The organism is Streptomyces sp. NPDC028298 (assembly GCF_055565895.1).
This window is the reverse complement of record NZ_JBVHTL010000004.1, coordinates 1-18,270: the sequence shown is the minus strand read 5'-3', so window position 1 is coordinate 18,270 and position 18,270 is coordinate 1. Positions and strand designations below refer to the sequence as shown.

17 protein-coding genes and 1 rRNA gene are annotated in these 18,270 nt (G+C 70.5%); 3 read left to right on the top strand and 15 right to left on the bottom strand.

Annotation, left to right across the window (positions count from 1 at the left end):
- Positions 1-35 precede the first annotated feature (35 nt).
- The 5 genes from ACZ4TO_RS19050 to ACZ4TO_RS19030 all read right to left on the bottom strand — a co-directional run bounded on the left by ACZ4TO_RS19050 (position 36) and on the right by ACZ4TO_RS19030 (position 5,804).
- Positions 36-1,739, bottom strand: coding sequence for a bifunctional uroporphyrinogen-III C-methyltransferase/uroporphyrinogen-III synthase (locus ACZ4TO_RS19050; protein WP_382793583.1), 1,704 nt, complete (start codon positions 1,737-1,739; stop codon positions 36-38).
- Complete coding sequence (gene hemC, locus ACZ4TO_RS19045; RefSeq protein WP_382793579.1) at positions 1,736-2,695, bottom strand: hydroxymethylbilane synthase; 960 nt, start codon at positions 2,693-2,695, stop codon at positions 1,736-1,738. The genes ACZ4TO_RS19050 and hemC overlap by 4 nt, the downstream gene beginning before the upstream one ends.
- Positions 2,692-4,404 (bottom strand): glutamyl-tRNA reductase, encoded by a 1,713-nt coding sequence (locus ACZ4TO_RS19040; protein ID WP_468024809.1) that lies wholly within the window; start codon positions 4,402-4,404, stop codon positions 2,692-2,694. Before ACZ4TO_RS19040 ends, hemC begins: the two co-directional genes overlap by 4 nt.
- The gene (locus ACZ4TO_RS19035) at positions 4,401-5,162 is read right to left on the bottom strand and encodes a redox-sensing transcriptional repressor Rex (RefSeq protein WP_382793573.1); all 762 of its coding nucleotides are present in this window, start codon (positions 5,160-5,162) and stop codon (positions 4,401-4,403) included. Before ACZ4TO_RS19035 ends, ACZ4TO_RS19040 begins: the two co-directional genes overlap by 4 nt.
- 342 nt (positions 5,163-5,504) lie before the next feature.
- Positions 5,505-5,804, bottom strand: a complete 300-nt coding sequence (locus ACZ4TO_RS19030) for a glutaredoxin family protein (protein ID WP_382793571.1) — start codon at positions 5,802-5,804, stop codon at positions 5,505-5,507.
- Positions 5,805-6,010: 206 nt separating this feature from the next.
- On the opposite strand from ACZ4TO_RS19030, the gene ACZ4TO_RS19025 reads away from it, so the two are divergent.
- The 3 genes from ACZ4TO_RS19025 (at position 6,011) to ACZ4TO_RS19015 (ending at position 9,771) form a co-directional block, all read left to right on the top strand.
- A complete protein-coding gene (locus ACZ4TO_RS19025; protein WP_328449658.1) occupies positions 6,011-6,952 on the top strand; it encodes an HAD family hydrolase in 942 nt (313 codons plus the stop codon).
- Positions 6,953-7,510: 558 nt separating this feature from the next.
- Positions 7,511-8,281, top strand: coding sequence for an ECF subfamily RNA polymerase sigma factor, BldN family (locus tag ACZ4TO_RS19020; RefSeq protein ID WP_382793567.1), 771 nt, complete (start codon positions 7,511-7,513; stop codon positions 8,279-8,281).
- Positions 8,282-8,535: 254 nt separating this feature from the next.
- Positions 8,536-9,771, top strand: a complete 1,236-nt coding sequence (locus ACZ4TO_RS19015; protein ID WP_468024808.1) for a DUF5667 domain-containing protein — start codon at positions 8,536-8,538, stop codon at positions 9,769-9,771.
- Positions 9,772-9,875: 104 nt separating this feature from the next.
- Here ACZ4TO_RS19015 and ACZ4TO_RS19010 read toward each other — a convergent pair whose 3' ends face one another.
- The 10 genes from ACZ4TO_RS19010 to rrf form a co-directional block, all read right to left on the bottom strand.
- Complete coding sequence (locus ACZ4TO_RS19010; protein ID WP_385049651.1) at positions 9,876-10,925, bottom strand: lysophospholipid acyltransferase family protein; 1,050 nt, start codon at positions 10,923-10,925, stop codon at positions 9,876-9,878.
- A 14-nt stretch (positions 10,926-10,939) separates the two neighbouring features.
- The gene (locus ACZ4TO_RS19005; protein ID WP_382793559.1) at positions 10,940-12,001 is read right to left on the bottom strand and encodes an NAD-dependent epimerase/dehydratase family protein; all 1,062 of its coding nucleotides are present in this window, start codon (positions 11,999-12,001) and stop codon (positions 10,940-10,942) included.
- A gap of 522 nt (positions 12,002-12,523) precedes the next feature.
- Positions 12,524-12,622, bottom strand: coding sequence for a 30S ribosomal protein bS22 (locus tag ACZ4TO_RS19000; RefSeq protein ID WP_003948845.1), 99 nt, complete (start codon positions 12,620-12,622; stop codon positions 12,524-12,526).
- A gap of 143 nt (positions 12,623-12,765) precedes the next feature.
- Complete coding sequence (locus ACZ4TO_RS18995) at positions 12,766-12,975, bottom strand: helix-turn-helix domain-containing protein (RefSeq protein WP_093781815.1); 210 nt, start codon at positions 12,973-12,975, stop codon at positions 12,766-12,768.
- Between the two features lie 129 nt (positions 12,976-13,104).
- Positions 13,105-13,920, bottom strand: a complete 816-nt coding sequence (locus tag ACZ4TO_RS18990; protein ID WP_382793556.1) for a phosphatase — start codon at positions 13,918-13,920, stop codon at positions 13,105-13,107.
- A gap of 168 nt (positions 13,921-14,088) precedes the next feature.
- Positions 14,089-15,261, bottom strand: a complete 1,173-nt coding sequence (locus ACZ4TO_RS18985; protein WP_382793554.1) for an acetoin utilization protein AcuC — start codon at positions 15,259-15,261, stop codon at positions 14,089-14,091.
- Positions 15,212-16,435: an MFS transporter gene (locus tag ACZ4TO_RS18980; protein WP_382793551.1), complete on the bottom strand. Its 1,224-nt coding sequence runs from the start codon at positions 16,433-16,435 to the stop codon at positions 15,212-15,214. The genes ACZ4TO_RS18985 and ACZ4TO_RS18980 overlap by 50 nt, the downstream gene beginning before the upstream one ends.
- Before the next feature lie 162 nt (positions 16,436-16,597).
- A complete protein-coding gene (locus tag ACZ4TO_RS18975; protein ID WP_468024807.1) occupies positions 16,598-17,329 on the bottom strand; it encodes a VC0807 family protein in 732 nt (243 codons plus the stop codon).
- Between the two features lie 134 nt (positions 17,330-17,463).
- Positions 17,464-18,108, bottom strand: a complete 645-nt coding sequence (locus ACZ4TO_RS18970) for an HAD family hydrolase (RefSeq protein ID WP_382793546.1) — start codon at positions 18,106-18,108, stop codon at positions 17,464-17,466.
- Positions 18,109-18,175: 67 nt separating this feature from the next.
- Positions 18,176-18,270, bottom strand: a 5S ribosomal RNA gene (gene rrf, locus ACZ4TO_RS18965); the annotation flags it as partial.

The following is an 18,270-nucleotide window of genomic DNA, read 5'->3' as shown; positions in this document are numbered from 1 at the left end:
TAGGAGACCGCGGGGCGTGCCCACCTCTGCGCGGGTCAGGTGGTGCGGCGCCTGCGCGAGCCCGGACGGCGCTCGCTCGGGCGGGTCACCGGGTCGCCGGCGTCCAGCGCGGCGGCACGGCGGCGCAGGCCGAACTCGGCCAGTGCCTCCGCCAGCTTGTGCACGGACGGCTCGGGGGCCATGACGTCGACCCGCAGCCCGTGCTCCTCGGCCGTCTTGGCCGTGGCGGGACCGATGCAGGCGATCACCGTCACGTTGTGCGGCTTGCCCGCGATGCCGACCAGGTTGCGGACCGTGGAGGACGACGTGAAGAGCACGGCGTCGAAGCCGCCGCCCTTGATCGCCTCGCGGGTGTCCGCCGGCGGCGGCGACGCGCGCACGGTGCGGTACGCCGTGACGTCGTCGACCTCCCAGCCCAGCTCGATGAGCCCGGCGACGAGGGTCTCCGTGGCGATGTCCGCCCGGGGCAGGAAGACACGGTCGATCGGGTCGAAGACCGGGTCGTAGGGCGGCCAGTCCTCGAGGAGGCCCGCGGCGGACTGCTCGCCGCTCGGCACCAGGTCCGGCTTCACGCCGAAGGCGACGAGCGCGTTCGCGGTCTGCTCGCCGACCGCGGCGACCTTGATGCCCGCGAAGGCGCGCGCGTCGAGGCCGTACTCCTCGAACTTCTCCCGGACCGCCTTGACGGCGTTGACCGAGGTGAAGGCGATCCACTCGTAGCGGCCGGTCACCAGGCCCTTGACCGCGCGCTCCATCTGCTGGGGCGTGCGCGGCGGCTCGACGGCGATCGTCGGCACCTCGTAGGGCACGGCCCCGTACGACCGAAGCTGGTCGGAGAGCGAAGCCGCCTGCTCCTTCGTGCGCGGTACGAGCACCTTCCAGCCGAACAGCGGCTTGGACTCGAACCACGACAACTGGTCGCGCTGGGCGGCTGCGGAACGCTCACCGACCACGGCTATGACCGGGCGTCCGCCGTCCGGGGACGGCAGCACCTTCGCCTGCTTCAGCGTCTGCGCGATCGTGCCGAGGGTGGCCGACCAGGTGCGCTGGCGGGTCGTCGTGCCGGCGATCGTCACGGACATCGGGGTGTCGGGCTTGCGGCCGGAGGCCACCAGCTCACCCGCGGCCGCGGCCACGGAGTCGAGCGTCGCCGACACCACGACGGTGCCGTCGGAGGCGCCGACCTCGGTCCAGCAGCGGTTGGACGCGGTCCGCGCGTCGACGAACCGTACGTCCGCGCCCTGCGCGTCCCGCAGCGGCACACCCGCGTAGGCGGGCACACCGACGGCGGCCGCGATGCCGGGCACGACCTCGAACGGAACGCCCGCGGCGACGCAGGCGAGCATTTCCTCGGCCGCGTACGTATCAAGTCCCGGGTCCCCGGACACCGCACGCACGACCCGCTTGCCGCCCCGTGCGGCCGTCATGACAAGATTGGCAGCGTCCCTCGACGCGGGGTCACCAACGGCTGTTGACGCGCTGTCAACAACCGTCAGCTGAGGCGTGCCTGTGCCCTGGTACGGAACCGGCGAAGTGTCCGGATCCGTGTTCAGAACAGCGACGCCTTGTCTGGCGTGAACGCGCACCACGTCGAGCACGTCGTGCTCGGCGACGAGGACGTCCGCGTTCGCCAGCGCCTCCACGGCGCGCAGTGTCAGCAGCCCTGGATCTCCGGGTCCGGCACCCAGGAAGGTGACGTGCCCGTGGACCGGACCGGCGGGAAGGTTGGTGGGGCTCACAGTGCTCGCTCCCCCATCAGACCGGCCGCGCCCTTGGCAAGCATCTCGGCGGCGAGTTCACGGCCGAGCGACATCGCCTGGTCGTGTGTCTCGGGCACGGGACCGGTGGTGGACAGCTGCACCAGCGTCGAGCCGTCGGTCGTGCCGACGACGCCGCGCAGGCGCATCTCCTTGACAATCTGCCCGTCGGCCAGCAGGTCGGCGTACGCGCCCACGGGAGCGCTGCAGCCGGCCTCCAGGGCGGCAAGCAGGGATCGCTCGGCGGTCACGGCGGCCCGGGTGTACGGGTCGTCGAGCTCGGCGAGCGCGGCGACGAGGTCCGCGTGATCCGCGGCGCACTCGATCGCCAGTGCCCCCTGGCCGGGGGCGGGCAGGACGGTGTCGACCGACAGAAAGTCGGTGACCTCGTCGATCCGGCCGAGCCGGTTGAGTCCGGCGGCGGCGAGCACGACGGCGTCGAGCTCCCCGGCGTGGACGTACCCGATCCGGGTGTCTACGTTGCCGCGGATGGCGACCGTCTCGATCGTCATGCCGTGGTTGCGGGCGTACGCGTTGAGCTGGGCCATGCGACGCGGCGAACCGGTGCCGACGCGCGCGCCGTCCGGAAGCCGCTCGAAGGTCAGCCCGTCGCGGGCGACCAGCACGTCGCGGACGTCCTCGCGCACCGGCACGGCGGCCAGCGCGAGCTCCTCGGGCTGCGTGGTCGGCAGATCCTTGAGCGAGTGCACGGCGAAGTCGACCTCGCCGCGCACCAGTGCCTCCCGCAGCGCGGTCACGAAGACGCCCGTGCCGCCGATCTGCGCGAGGCTCTCGCGCGAAACATCGCCGTACGTCGTGATCTCAACGAGCTCGACGGGCCGTCCGGTCACCCGGCTCACGGCATCCGCCACCTGCCCGGACTGGGCCATGGCGAGTTTGCTTCGCCTGGTCCCCAGCCTCAAAGCCTGCTCACTCATGCTCGCCCTCGGTTCTTGGCGTTCTCGGTGTTGTTCTCGGCCCGCGAGACGGCGGCGACCGTCTCCGGGTCCAGGTCGAACAGGGTCCGCAGCGCGTCCGCGTACCCGGCACCGCCGGGCTCGGCGGCGAGTTGCTTGACCCGTACGGTCGGCGCGTGCAGCAGCTTGTCCACGACGCGCCGCACGGTCTGGGTGATCTCGCCGCGCTGCTTGTCGTCGAGGTCGGGCAGCCGTCCGTCCAGGCGAGCGATCTCGTTCGCGACGACGTCGGCGGCCATGGCGCGCAGCGCGACCACGGTCGGGGTGATGTGCGCGGCCCGCTGGGCGGCGCCGAACGCTGCCACCTCGTCGGAGACGATCCGGCGCACCTGGTCCACGTCGGCGGCCATCGGCGCGTCCGCGGAGGCCTCGGCGAGCGTCTCCAGGTCGACGAACCGCACACCGAGCAGCCGGTGCACGGCCGCGTCGATGTCACGGGGCATCGCGAGGTCGAGCAGCGCGAGCACCGGCGCGGGGCGGAGCGCCTCGGCGACGGGTTCGGGCCGGCGGCGCTCGGGGATGCGGCCGGCGGTCGCCGCGGTGGCGGCCAGCGCGGCGATGAGCTCGGCGTCGGCCTCGGCGTCCTCGGCGGGCGTACGACGGCCGTCACGGCGCTCGACGGTTCCGGTGCCCTTGTCCACCCAGGCCGCGTGCTGCTCCAGGGTGGCGGCGTCCATGCCGGCGACGGCGGCCTCGCCCATGACGGAGAAGCCGGTGGCGCCCTGCACGGCGGACAGGTCCAGCGGGCAGGCGTCCTCGGCGGCGTCGGCGGGCGCGAGGTGACCGGACGGGCCGGCCGCCCGCTCGCGCAGGGCCGCGGGCGTTCCCGTACGTCCTTCGACGGCGGCCGCGACGGTGTCGGCCGTCAGGACGAGTCCGGTGGCCCCGGTGCACGAGACGGCGATGTCGGCACGTGTCAGCTCGACCGGCACCGAGTCCATCGGTACCGCGCGGGCCAGCACGTCCGTGTCGTCGCCGCCGGTGAGGATCTCGGCGAGGCGCTCGGCGCGGTCGGGGGTGCGGTTGGCGATCACGATCTCGCCGACGCCGGCGCGCGCGAGCGTCGCGGCGGCCAGCGAGGACATCGAGCCCGCGCCGATGACGAGGGCCTTCTTGTCCTTGGCCCAGGCCTCGACGGCCCGTCCGGCGGAGAGCTGCTCCAGGCCGAAGGTGACCAGGGACTGTCCGGCCCGGTCGATGCCGGTCTCGGAGTGGGCGCGCTTGCCGACCCGCAGAGCCTGCTGGAACAGGTCGTTCAGGAGGCGGCCCGCAGTGTGCAGTTCCTGCGCGGTGGCCAGCGCGTCCTTGATCTGGCCGAGGATCTGGCCCTCGCCGACGACCATCGAGTCGAGGCCGCAGGCCACCGAGAAGAGGTGGTGGACGGCCCGGTCCTCGTAGTGCACGTACAGGTGGGGGGTGAGCTCCTCCAGGCCGACGCCGCTGTGCTGGGCGAGGAGCGTGGACAGCTCGGCGACGCCCGCGTGGAACTTGTCCACGTCGGCGTACAGCTCGATGCGGTTGCAGGTGGCGAGCACCGCGCCTTCGGTGGCGGGCTCGGCGGCGAGGGTGTCCTGGAGCAGCTTGACCTGCGCGTCCGCGGACAGCGCGGCCCGTTCGAGGACGCTGACCGGGGCGCTGCGGTGGCTCAGCCCGACGACGAGGAGACTCATGCCGGCATCACCGCTGGGAGGTCCCCGTCGGGACCCTTGCCGTCGTTCCCCCGCTCGGCCGGGGCGGCGGCGGCTCCGGCCTGGGCCTCGGCCTCCTCGCCGGCCTTGCGCTGCTCGTGGAACGCGAGGATCTGCAGCTCGATCGAGAGGTCGACCTTGCGCACGTCGACGCCGTCCGGGACGGACAGGACGGTCGGCGCGAAGTTCAGGATGGAGGTGACACCGGCGGCGACCAGGCGGTCGCAGACGGGCTGGGCGGCGCCGGCCGGGGTCGCGATGACACCGATCGAGACACCGTTCTCGTCGATGATCTTTTCCAGGTCGTCCGTGTGCTGCACCGGGATCCCGGCGACGGGCTTGCCGGCCATCGCGGGATCGGCGTCGATGAGCGCGGCCACACGGAATCCGCGCGAGGCGAACCCTCCGTAGTTGGCCAGTGCCGCGCCGAGGTTGCCGATACCGACGATCACAACCGGCCAGTCCTGGGTCAGGCCCAGTTCGCGGGAGATCTGGTACACGAGATACTCGACGTCGTACCCCACACCACGCGTTCCGTAGGAACCGAGGTAGGAGAAGTCCTTGCGAAGCTTCGCGGAGTTGACCCCCGCGGCGGCCGCGAGCTCCTCGGAGGAGACCGTGGGCACCGAGCGCTCCGACAGAGCGGTGAGGGCTCGGAGGTACAGCGGAAGCCGGGCGACAGTGGCCTCGGGAATTCCTCGGCTGCGGGTCGCCGGTCGGTGAGTTCGGCCAGTTGCCACGGTGCTCCTGCGGGTAGAGCGGGGCTGCAGGCGGTCACACGTCCCCAGACCGCCCCGTCGAATGCAGGCTATGTCTTTGTGAACGCGTGCACAAAGATGGTGTCCGATTTGCCCGGCCAACGTGACCGGGGTCACGCATGCCCGGCACGCCGGTATGCAACCGGCGCGCGGACGACTCCGCTCCGCACACGAAGGGGGCAAAACCGCACACTCTCCTCAACGAATCCCGCCCCCGAGACCAATCGCCGTCGATCCTAGGCGACTTTCCGGACGCTTTGGACTGCTCGGGCAGGTCACAAGTCGGGATACATCACGGGCACCCCCGGCCCCACGGGGCACGGCTCACCCCGTGAGGGCTTTGCGAAGGCGTTCCTCGTTCACGCGCCAGAAGGTGTGCTGCGCGCCGTCCACCAGCACGACCGGGATCTGCTCCCAGTACTGGCGGTGCAGCTCCTCGTCCTCGGTGATGTCCTTGCCCTCCCAGGGGACCCCGAGATCGGCGCACACCTTCTCGATCACCTCCTGTGCGTCATCACACAGATGGCACCCGGGCTTCCTGATCAGAGTGACCAGGTGCTCCGCGGGCGCCTTCGTCTGCGTACGGCGGTCGCTGCGCCGGAAGATGGGACTCATACCCGCCATTCTCCCGCCCCGGACGGCCCGGAGGCACCCCGCGTCCGCGCACGGTGGCGAGGCTCGCGTCGGTCCGCCGCGCCGTGGGTGCGGTGCGGGGGCGGTGTCCGTACGGGGTGTTCGGAGCGCTCGTTTAACGGCGTGGCCGCGGAGAGTTCACAGCACCGAATCCTGTCGACTCCGGAAGCGCCGAACAGACTGGCTATGCTCACGACATGGCCGCTCTCGGATGGCTCACTCCCCGTAGGCGCTCCGCGACCGCGCGGAGCGTGTTGGCAGGCGAGGCCTCTGCGGAGGCAGCGCGCAAGTCCTCGCAGGAACTGCAGGAACTCGAAGAACTGGCGCCACCGGACGCCGTGGAGGAACCCGACTTCCCGGTGCTCGGCGACGACAGGGCCGCCGCGTTCTTCGATCTCGACAACACCGTGATGCAAGGTGCCGCCCTCTTCCACTTCGGACGCGGGCTGTACAAGCGGAAGTTCTTCGAGACCCGCGACCTCGCGAAGTTCGCCTGGCAGCAGGCGTGGTTCAGGCTGGCCGGGGTCGAGGACCCCGAGCACATGCAGGAGGCGCGCGACTCCGCTCTGTCCATCGTGAAGGGCCACCGGGTCTCCGAGCTGATGTCGATCGGCGAGGAGATCTACGACGAGTACATGGCCGAGCGGATCTGGCCCGGGACCCGGGCGCTCGCCCAGGCGCACCTGGACGCCGGCCAGAAGGTGTGGCTCGTCACGGCGGCGCCGGTGGAGATCGCCACGGTGATCGCGCGGCGGCTCGGCCTCACGGGTGCGCTCGGTACCGTCGCGGAGTCGGTGGACGGGATCTACACCGGCAAACTGGTCGGTGAGCCGTTGCACGGGCCGGCGAAGGCGGAGGCCGTGCGGGCGCTGGCGTCCGCGGAGGACCTGGACCTGTCGCGCTGCGCCGCGTACAGCGACTCGCACAACGACATTCCGATGCTCTCGCTGGTCGGACACCCTTACGCGATCAACCCGGACTCGAAACTGCGCAAGCACGCGCGGGACTTCGACTGGCGGCTGCGGGACTACCGCACGGCGCGCAAGGCCGCGAAGGTCGGGATTCCCGCCGCGGCCGGGGTCGGAGCGGTGGCCGGCGGCACGGCCGCGGCGATCGCGCTGCACCGGCGCCGCCGGTAGTTCGTCCGTTCGGTCGCGGATCCGGTCCGGCGGTGGGTCGGGGCCGTGCCGGATCCCGGCTGCGGGTGCGCGGTCCACATTCCACAGACCAACCCCGGTCGGCGACGCCTGTTCACCTTCCAGCCCCGGCCGGCGAAAGTTCAGCCCCTCCGGCGTTTGAGGAGCGGGGTCCGGGGCGGAGCCCCAGGTACGGGACGAGTAGGGGCGGAGGGGGCGAAAACCTGTCCGGACCTGGGACGGGGCCCCGGCCGCGGGGGCAAATCACATGGTCCTACCCACGTCTTGGGCGACTCAGTCGCACTCTCCGCAGGCGGGCACAACACGCCCTGCACTCAGACGGAACACGAACCGATGCGATCAACAAGCGGTCACCGACCGGTACTTGAACGGGCACCGATCCGTGCGAAAAGCGTCGTAATCGATGATTTTAGCAACTGGGTGTAGTGCTGCCTGTACGAAGCGTTATTCTCCTCAGACGCAAACCGGTACCCCTCCGTCGTCACGACGGGTGAAAGGTCCCGCACTGCACGTGATGGAAGCTCTGCCTCTGGGAGTCCCGTGTACTCACACGTCGGGGTTGACGCCTCGGGCCTGGCTACGCTGCGCGCAACGGTCCTGGACCGTTTGCGCGGCTTCGTCCCCACCGCGTACGCCGTCCCCGCCTTCGCCCTCCCCGCGCCCGTCGGACCTTGCTATGCCCTGGCCGACGGCAACGCGGCGGTCGGCAGGCGTGGCCGCTCAGGCTCGGCCACCACCGCACGCCGTCCGGCCGCCGACAGTGACAGCGCCCGGATGATGGATCTCGTGGAGCGCGCCCAGGCCGGCGAGGCCGATGCCTTCGGACGGCTCTACGACCAGTACAGCGACACCGTGTACCGCTACATCTACTACCGGGTCGGAGGCAAGGCGACCGCCGAGGACCTCACGAGTGAGACCTTTCTGCGGGCGCTGCGCCGGATCGGCACGTTCACCTGGCAGGGCCGTGACTTCGGCGCCTGGCTGGTGACCATCGCCCGGAACCTGGTGGCCGACCATTTCAAGTCCAGCCGCTTCCGGCTGGAAGTGACCACCGGGGAGATGCTCGATGCCAACGAGGTCGAGCGCTCCCCCGAGGACTCCGTCCTGGAGTCGCTTTCCAACGCCGCGCTCCTTGACGCCGTGCGACGGCTCAATCCGCAGCAGCAGGAGTGCGTGACACTCCGCTTCCTCCAGGGGCTCTCGGTCGCCGAGACCGCCCGGGTGATGGGCAAGAACGAGGGTGCCATCAAGACCCTCCAGTACCGGGCCGTGCGCACGCTGGCCCGGCTCCTGCCCGAAGACGTGCGCTGAGCAAGCTTTCGACCACAGTGGTCCCGCACGCTCAGCGACGTCCAACTCACCTTCTGTAAAAGTCGGTTGACTTTGCGGTCCGTGCATCCGCCGTCCGTAACCGAAGTGCCGTGACGCTCGTTGTGCGGGATACAGGCTCCCTGTGGTCACGCCTTGGCCAGCGCCGATCACCCGATCGTGTGCACACGGCCAGGGGGTGCAACCCTCAGGACCCCCTGGGGAGTCGACCGTCATGACGAGAGGAGGTGCCGCCAGTGATCGCGAACGTATCGGCACACCGGCGGGCGAACGCCTTCGCCCAGGCCCTGGAGGAGATCGACCAGGGCACGGCGGCCGAGCAGCCGGATGGGGCGGCACCGTCCCGGGCTGCTGCGGAACAGACCGAGCAAGGGCTGCTGTTGGCCCTCGCCACCGGTCTCGGCGAGCTGCCCGAACCGGAGCTGGACCCCGAGGTCAAGATCGTGCAGCGAGCCCAGCTCGTCGCCGCGATGGAGGCCATGCTCCAGGAGGGCACGGCCGCCGGAGGCGAGGGGCCGGGCCGCGCGCTGCCCGAGCAGCGGTCCCATCGGGCCAAGGGCGCGCACCGGGCGACCGGACTGGGGAAGCTCCGCCCCCGGTCCCGGCTGTCCAAGGGGCTGGCCGCGGGCGGACTCACCGTCGGCGTGGCCGCCGGAGCCTTCGGCGGTGTCGCCGCCGCGAGCTCCGACGCCCTGCCCGGTGACTCGCTCTACGGGCTCAAGCGCGGCATGGAGGACATCAAGCTGGGGCTGGCCCACGGCGACAGCGACCGGGGCGAGCTCTATCTCGACCAGGCCTCGAACCGCCTGAGCGAAGCCCGCCGGCTGATGGAGCGGGGCCGCTCGGGACACCTCGACCACGAGTCCCTGGGCGAGATCCGCCGAGCCCTGTCCGGCATGCAGCACGACGCCTCCGAGGGGCACCGCCTGCTGCACGAGGCCTACGAAAGGGACGGCTCACTGGGCCCCATCCAGACTCTGTCCGCCTTCTCCCAGTCCCACCGCGAGGCCTGGGGCGCCCTGCGCGACCGGCTGCCCGTGCAGCTCGGTGACGTCAGCGACCAGGTCTCGTCGGTCTTCGAAGCCATAGACGAAGAGGTCGACCCGCTGCGCTCGCTGCTGCCCAGGACGCCCGCCCCCGAGGGCACCGGCCGTCACCGGGGCAGGAGCGAGGAGGCCACCGGCTCGCCGGGCACGGACACCCCGGCGCCCAGCGCCAGCAGCAAGGGCAGCACGGGCGAGAGCCACAGCAGCGGCAAGCCCAGGCCGTCCAGTTCCGGCAGCAGCAGCGAGGGCCTGCTCGGCGGCGGCACCGGCGGCCTGCTCGACCCGCCGCAGGACGACACCAGCTCCACCCCGTCGTCCAGCGCCGGCAGCAAGGGCAGCGCCACGAGCGAACCCGACGTCACCCTGCCGCCCCTGCTCCCCGGTCTCCTGCCGGGGCTCGGGATCGACACGCAGGACAGCGGCTGACGAGGCCACCGCGGTACGTCGATGGGGGCGCCCTCCTCGGGGAGGGCGCCCCCATCGACGTACCGGCATATCAGGACATGATCAACAGAATCGTATTTGCATGATCAGAAGAACACGGACCTGCGCTGCACCAGCAGCTTGTACAGCGTGTGCTGGATCTGCTCCCTGACCTGGTCGGTCAGGTTGAACATCAGCATCGGGTCGTCGGCCGCCTCCGGCGGATAGCCGTCCGTGCGGATCGGCTCGCCGAACTGGATCGTCCACTTGGTGGGCAGCGGGATCGCACCGAGCGGGCCCAGCCACGGGAACGTCGGCGTGATCGGGAAGTACGGGAATCCCAGCAGCCGCGCGAGGGTCTTCGCGTTGCCGATCATCGGATAGATCTCCTCCGCCCCGACGATCGAGCACGGAATGATCGGGGTGCCCGCGCGCAGCGCCGTCGAGACGAAGCCGCCCCGGCCGAACCGCTGGAGCTTGTAGCGCTCGCTGAACGGCTTGCCGATGCCCTTGAAGCCCTCCGGCATCACCCCGACCAGTTCCCCGCGCTCCAGCAGCCGTTCGGCGTCCTCCGAGCAGGCCAGGGTGTGACCGGCCTTGCGGGCCAGCTCGTTGACGACCGGCAGCATGAACACCAGGTCGGCGGCGAGCAGCCGCAGATGACGGTTCGCGGGATGGTTGTCGTGGACGGCGACCTGCATCATCAGGCCGTCCAGCGGAAGGGTGCCCGAGTGGTTGGCGACGATCAGGGCGCCGCCGTCCGACGGGATGTTCTCGACACCCTTCACCTCGACGCGGAAGTACTTCTCGTACACCGGCCGGATCAGGGACATCAGAACCTGGTCCGTCAGCTCCTGGTCGTAGCCGAACTCGTCGATCTCGTAGTCGCCGGTGAGCCTGCGGCGCAGGAAGGACAGGCCTCCCGCGATGCGCTGCTCCAGGCTCGTACCCGTAGCGCCCTGCCGGGGCGGCTGTTCCTCCTGCGTCACCGGAACATCATCCTGCGGAAGGGCACGTCCCGGCATGGGCTGGACCTCGCGTACGACCACGGGATCGCCCTTGCGCCGGCTCCCCGCGGCCCGGCGCCTCGCCGGGCGCTGCACCGCAGCCCCGCGCGAGCGGTCGTCGTCGAACGGAATGACCTTGGCGTCCGCCATCGTTGATGCGCTCCTCAGTTGGCGCTCTGCGTCGGGGGGTGGCCGCCGCCCAGAACAGGCAGCGCGGCGATCTTGTCCACGGCCCCCGCAAGGGCCTCCGGGGGCAGGAGTCCGGGACCCCTGCTCTGGGCGAAGTCCGCGAAGGTCTCCGCCGTCGTGTACTTCGGCCGATAGCCCAGGGTTTCGCGCATCTGGACCGTCGCGACGACCCTGCCGTGCGTGAGCAGCCGTAGCTGCTCCGGCGAGAAGTCCGTCACCCCCAGGGTACGCACGGCCGTGCCGGCCCAGCTCAGGGCCGGCAGCAGCAGGGGCACGGTGGGCCGGCCGAGCCGTCGCGCGCACTGCGAGAGCAACAGGACGCCGTCCCCGGCGATGTTGAACGTGCCGCTGTTGAGCGTGCCCCGCTGCGGCTCGTGCGCGGCGAGCCGCAGCACCTCGATGACGTCGCTCTCGTGGACGAACTGGAGCCGCGGGTCGTAACCGAACACCGTCGGCAGCACCGGCAGCGAGAAGTAGGAGGCGAGCGGTGAATCCGCGCTCGGTCCGAGGATGTTGGCGAACCGCAGCACGCACACCGCGACATCGGGCCGCCGGCGCGCGAAGCCGCGTACGTAGCCCTCGACCTCGACCGTGTCCTTCGCGAAGCCGCCGCTGGGCAGCGACTTGGGCGAGGTGGTCTCGGTGAAGACGGCGGGGTCGCGCGGCGCGGAGCCGTAGACGTTGGTGCTGGACTTCACGACGAGCCGCTTGACCGTCGGGGACTTCTGGCAGGCGCCGAGGAGCTGCATGGTGCCGATGACGTTGGTCTCCTTGACCGTGGTCCGGCTGCCGGAGGCCAGCGCCGTTCCCGTCACGTCCATGTGGACGACCGTGTCGACGGAGTACTCGGCGAGCACCCGGGCGATGGTGGGCTGCCGGATGTCGGCCTGCACGAAGTCGGCGCCGCCGATGTGGTGCTCGGGAGGCACCGCGTCCACGGCGATCACCCGGTCCACCTGCGGGTCACGCTGGATCCGTCGGACGAACCGGCCCCCGAGCTGCCGGGCCACCCCGGTCACGAGCACGACCTTCCCCAAGATCAGCGCCTTCCTTCCAGAACTGGACGTAGCTCCGCTCGTACCTGCCGCGTTCCCCGTGTGCGCCAACTTAGCGGGTTGATGTTGCGCTGTGATGACCGCCCGATGCACGAAGTGACGACAGCCATGGACGTGCGACCAGACCCAGCCATTCGGCCCACAGCCGCGTGGGGCCGGTGTGGCCGAAGACGTTCGACGGTCGAGCGGTCATTCGGGGTCCTCCGGCACGGCCGCCCCGGGCCGAAGTCGGCTCGATCACCGCCGGGCCGCATTCGGCACGTTCACCGCCGGGCCGGACGTCGGCCCGATGACCGCCGGGTGGAGGTCGGCCCGATCACCGCCGGGCCGCATTCGGCTCGGCCGCCGTCGCACCGGAGGTGGGTGGGTCGCCCCGTCACGCCGGAAGTCCCCTGTCGCCGTCACAGGGCCCCCGCCGACGCAGGTGCGGCTTTCCCCGACCGGATACGCCTGTGGCCTCCCACCCGCTGGTGAGAGGCCACAGTACGCGTTTCCGCGCGTCGCTTACTTCTTGTTGCGACGCTGAACGCGAGTGCGCTTGAGCAGCTTGCGGTGCTTCTTCTTCGCCATCCGCTTGCGCCGCTTCTTGATAACAGAGCCCACGACTACCCTCGCTCACTTCTCTTTACTCGGTGCTGGGCTGCATGGGCCCACACGACCTATGAGGGGCCAGCCTACCCGCCCGAGGGCTGAGGTCGTAATCGAGGTGTTTTCCGGGAGATCGCGAACGGTCTCCCGGAACGCCGTCAGGCGGTCTCCACCCCCACATAGCTCTCGCGGAGGTACTCGTGAACCGCTTGCTCCGGCACCCGGAAGGACCTCCCCACCCGGATCGCCGGCAGATGACCGCTGTGCACCAGGCGGTACACGGTCATCTTCGACACTCGCATCACCGAGGCGACTTCCGCCACGGTAAGGAACTGAACCTCGTTCAGAGGCCTCTCGCCTGCAGCCATGTCACACCTGCACCTTCCGCACTCGACGGCCACCGGCTTCCCCTTCCGGTGACTCTTCGTCGCTGCGCACTCACTCCCCAATGTAGGGGCGTGTGATGCGAGTGGGGAAGAGGGGATGCCATCGGCCGCCTACTGTGACAGACACGCTCGATTGAGTACATAGCGAGTAAGCGGTCGGTAGTAATCAGACCGCACAGCGTCATCTAGCGGAACGACGACGGACACGCGCCCCTCTGCCTCTCCGACGAACAGCGCGGGGTCGTCCGTATCGGCGAGACCGATGGCCTCGAACCCCAGTTGACCTGCTCCGCAGACCCATCCGTGGTCTCCGACGACCAGCTCCGGGAGGGGGCCTCCAGCCTCGGCGGCGGCCGCCAGAACGGTCCTGACCGGGAGGGGTGAATGGGTGTGTGCGCCGGTCGCACGACCGGCGTCCTCGGGCTCCGGTTCACGCACGAGCGCGACACCTCGTACGTAGTCGATGTTGTATGTGCGTAGACCGAACCGGGTCGTTATGTCGATAGAGCTACCCTGCGCGGGGGTGAGGACGGTACACCCCGCCGCCGACAGGGCGTCCGCGAGCGCGGCGTAGAAATCGATCAGACGGTGCGGGTGACCGGTACCGAGAAGCACGGGGTGACGGCGTCGGGCGGCTTCGCCGAGCCGTTCGGCGAAGGCATCGAGGGCCGCGAGGGTCCGCTCCGGGTCGATCACATCATGCCCCGAAGTGTGTGACGGATCGGCCGAGACCCCGCATTTGTCGGCCATCAACTCGATCAGATCCCGCTGGCACCACGACCATTCGGGATCGAGTCCGAGCAGCAGACGGGGGTCGCGGGCGGCGAAGAGCCGGTAGCTGCGCAGGCTCTCCTCGCGCGACGTGGCCACGGGTCCGGCGAGCCGGGCGGCCAGCAGATGTGCGCGCAAAGCTCCGGTGCTCAACACGTCAGCGATGCTGGCGCATCCACCGATGCCCTATGCCCACAATGCGGAATATGCCCCACAGTTGGCCTAAGGGTCCGGTGTCGTCCCCTGCCGTGCCCTACCGTCCCCTGTCGGCGCCCGCGGGGACCGGGCGGACCAGGCGGACCAGGCGGACCAGGCGGACCAGGCCTACGGGAGCATCCCCCGCAGCGGGAACACGGCCTTGCGCGTCGCCACGATCGCCTGGTCGAGACGGTCCGCCGGGTCGTACCCCGACTCCCAGTCCTTGAAGGACACCGGCCACCGCCCGTCGGTCATCCGCATCGGCGCCAACTGCCGTGTGCGGGCGAAGACCTCCTGCCGCCAGCTCTCCGGGACGACCGTCTCCGGCTCCACGGGACGGCCCGCCGCCACGGCCACGAGGTGCGTCCACGAACGCGGTACGACCTCCACCACCGCGTAGCCGCCGCCTCCCAGCGCGACCCAGCGCCCGTCGGCGTACGTGTGCGCCAGGTCGTGACAGGCCACCTGCACCGCCCGCTGCGCGTCGAGCGAGACCGCCAGGTGCGCGAGCGGGTCCTCGAAGTGGGTGTCCGCGCCGTGCTGGGTGACCAGCACCTGCGGCCGGAAGTCGGCGATCAGCTCGGGCACCACGGAGTGGAACGCCCGCAGCCAGCCCGCGTCCCCGGTGCCCGCCGGCAACGCGAGATTCACGGCCGTGCCCTCCGCGCTGCCCGCCCCGGTCTCCTCGGGCCACCCGGTCTGCGGGAACAGCGTCCGCGGATGCTCGTGCAGCGAGATCGTCAGGACCCGCGGATCCTCCCAGAAGGCCGCCTGGACACCGTCGCCGTGATGCACGTCGACATCGATGTACGCGACCCGCTCGGCGCCCAGTTCCAGCAGCCGGGCGATCGCCAGAGCGGCGTCGTTGTAGACGCAGAACCCGGAGGCGGCGCCGGGCATCGCGTGGTGCAGCCCGCCGGCGAAGTTCACCGCGTGCAGCGCCTCGCCGCGCCACACCGCCTCCGCGGCCCCCACGGACTGCCCGGCGATCATCGCGGACACCTCGTGCATCCCGGCGAACGCGGGATCGTCCATCGTTCCGAGGCCGTACGCCTGGTCGGCCGAGGCGGGATCGGCTGACGCGGCCTTCACGGCCGCCACGTAGTCCTCGCGGTGCACCAGCCGCAGCGTCGAGTCCCCGGCGGGCTTCGCCGCGACCACCGCGACGTCCCGGTCGAGCCCGAAGGCGTCGACGAGCCCCCTCGTCAGCCGGAGCCGGACCGGATCCATCGGATGGTCCGGACCGAAGTCATACCCCGTTACTGCCTCGTCCCACATCAGCTGTGCGCGGCCGCTCATGCACGTCACCGTATCGGTCCGGTTGAGCCTCGAACGACCGGGCGTACCCCAGCGTCGCCAGGACCAGCACCATCGGTACGAGCATGGCCCCACGGTAGTTCCACGCGTCACCCAGCGCGCCCACCAACGGGGACCCGATCAGGAAGCCGACGTAGTTGAAGATGTTCAGCCGCGCGATCGCCGTGTCCGAGGCCCCGGGGAACAGCCTCCCCGCCGCCGCGAAGGTCTGCGGCACGATCACGCACAGCCCGAGCCCCAGCAGCGTGAACCCCAGCATGCCCACCCCGGCGCCGGGTGCGACCGCCACCACCCCGAACCCGAGCGCGGCCACCACGGCACCCAGCCGCACCACCGCCACGGCCCCGAACCGCCGCACCCCGAGGTCTCCGACAGCCCGCCCCACCAGCGTCATCACCATGTAGACGTTGTACGGAACGGTCGCCATCTGCTCCGAGCTGCCCAGCACGTCCTTGAGGTACTTCGCGCTCCAGTTGGAGACCGTCGAGTCCCCGATGTAGGCGAACGTCATCACCAGGCACAGCGGCAGCAGGAGCTTGAAGACGAGGGGACCCGCGCCCGCACCGGCCTGCGCGTCCTCCTTCCCGCCCGCGTCCGCGCCTCCGTCGACGTACCACCGGCTCCCCACCAGGGCGAGCGGCAGCAGCATCAGTACGGCCGGCAGATACGACACGAAGAGCGACAGGTGCCAGTGCGCCCCGGCCCACGCGAGCGAGGCGCCCACGATCCCGCCCAGGCTGTACGCGGCGTGGAAGCCGAGCATGATGCTGCGCCCGTACGACCGCTGGAGACTCACGCCGAGCATGTTCATCGAGGCGTCGAGACCACCGACCGCGAGGCCGAAGGCGCCGAGGGCGACGGCCACCTCGACGAGCTGGTCGCCGGCGCCGACTCCGAGCAGGGCCAGCAGCACGACCGGCTGCGACCACCGCAGGATCCGGCTGGGGCGTATGCGCTTGACGAGATGCTCGGTGGTGACGCTGCCCAGCCCGGCGAGGACCGGGACGGCGGCCAGGAACACCGGCAGGAGCGCGTCGGAGATCCCGTAGCGGTCCTGGATGGCCGGGATACGCGTCACGAGCAGCGCGAAGGCGGCACCCTGAGCGAAGAAGCTGAACGCCAAAGAGGCCCTACCGCGCCGCAGCACATCTGTCATGGCGGCGAGCGTAGGGCCCCGGCTTACCGGTGGGTAGATCAAGCCGAAGATGAATTTTGCTCAGCTCTTCGGGGGTGGGGGTGGAGAGGGACTGCCGCGGTCCTCGCGGCGGACCCGTCCCCGTCCTCGGTGCGGGGTCCGGGGTCCTCGGCGCGGGGCCGTTCAGCGCCGCGGCCCGGCCTCGGCGGCGAGCTCGTGCTCCAGCATCTTCTGCATCGGGACGACGGCGAACCGGCCGCTGAGCAGGAAGGCGAGGACCATCGATGCGATCGTGACGACCGTGCCGAGCCAGACCATGGTGTCGATCGGCAGCGTGTAGGCGCCCACGGCCTTCGCGACGCACTCGCTCAGCAGGACCGTGCCCCACACCAGCGAGAACGTCCGCTCGGCCTTCCGGAACGCCTCCGAGCCCGCCGCCAGCCGGTCCCAGGCCGCGGCCCGCGCCGCGTCGCCCTTCACGAGGAACGGCTTCATCCCCTGCGTCATCATCGGCCGGCCGAGCCTGACGGACACGAGGACACCGATCCCGATCACGCTGCTGACCCCGCTGTCCTTCGCGAGCATCAGCCGCGGGTCACCGGCGACGAGGCTGAGCGCGAGCCCCACCACGTTGACGAGCAGGATCAGCGCGGCCAGGGCGTTGGCCTTGCGCTCCTTCACCACGCTCCACACGGTCCGCACGGCCGGCACGACGCTGCTCCAGCCGAGGGCGGCCATCGTGCTCATCCCGAACCCGTTCTTGAGCAGGTAGTACGACCCGACGGGCACCGCCACGTCCACGATCAGCGGCAGGAAGCTCGGCCGGGGGCCGGCGGTCTCCGGCGTGGTGGCCGCTTCCGCCCGGGCAAAGCCGGTGGTCTCTCCGGTGCTGATCTCGGTGGCCGTGATGCTCATGATCGGGTCCCTCCGTCGTAGCTGTGTACGTCCCGTTTCGATGTACTCAGCTTCGCGGTCGGCCCCCGCCCTCCGACAGAAACGATCGTCCGGAGCTCGGCATGACAAATGTCAGCGCCCGCCGATGGGAGCCGTCATACCAGCAGGTCAGCCAACTCCCCCATGTCGGAGAAGAGTTGGGTGGCCCCGGTGAGCCGGTCGGCCGGTGTCATGGCGGTGAACCCGTACACGTCCATCCCGGCCGCGTTGGCCGCCTGCACCCCCAGGGGACTGTCCTCGACGACAGCGCACTTCTCCGGCCGCACGCCCATGCGCTCGGCGGCGTGGAGGAACAGATCGGGGGCCGGCTTGCCCCGCCCGACGTCCTGCGAGCTGAAGATCCGGTCCTCGTCGAACCAGCGGTCCAGCCCTGTCGTCCGGTGTCCGACCCGGATCCGCTCGTGACTCCCGGAGGAGGCGACGCAGTACGGCACTCCATCGGCGGCCAGCTTCTCCAGGACCTGGGCGGCCCCGGGAACCGGCTTCAGCTCCCGTTCGAACGCCGCGAAGACCCGTGCGTGGAAGACGTCGTCGAAGTCGTCCGGCAGCCGCCGGCCGGTGCGCTCCAGGACCAGGTCGTGGATGCGGTGCATCGCGGAGCCCATGTAGTCACGCAAGGAGTCCTCGTACGAGGTGGGGTGCCCCAACTCGGTGAGGTAGGCGGCCAAGTGGGTATTGGAGATCGGCTCGCTGTCGACGAGGACTCCGTCATTGTCGAAAATAATCAGGTCGTAGCGCATGACAAAGACCCTAAACGCAGAAAACCCCCGGACCGGTATCCCCGGTCCGGGGGTCTTCTCACAATTTGTTCGGCGGCGTCCTACTCTCCCACAGGGTCCCCCCTGCAGTACCATCGGCGCTGTGAGGCTTAGCTTCCGGGTTCGGAATGTAACCGGGCGTTT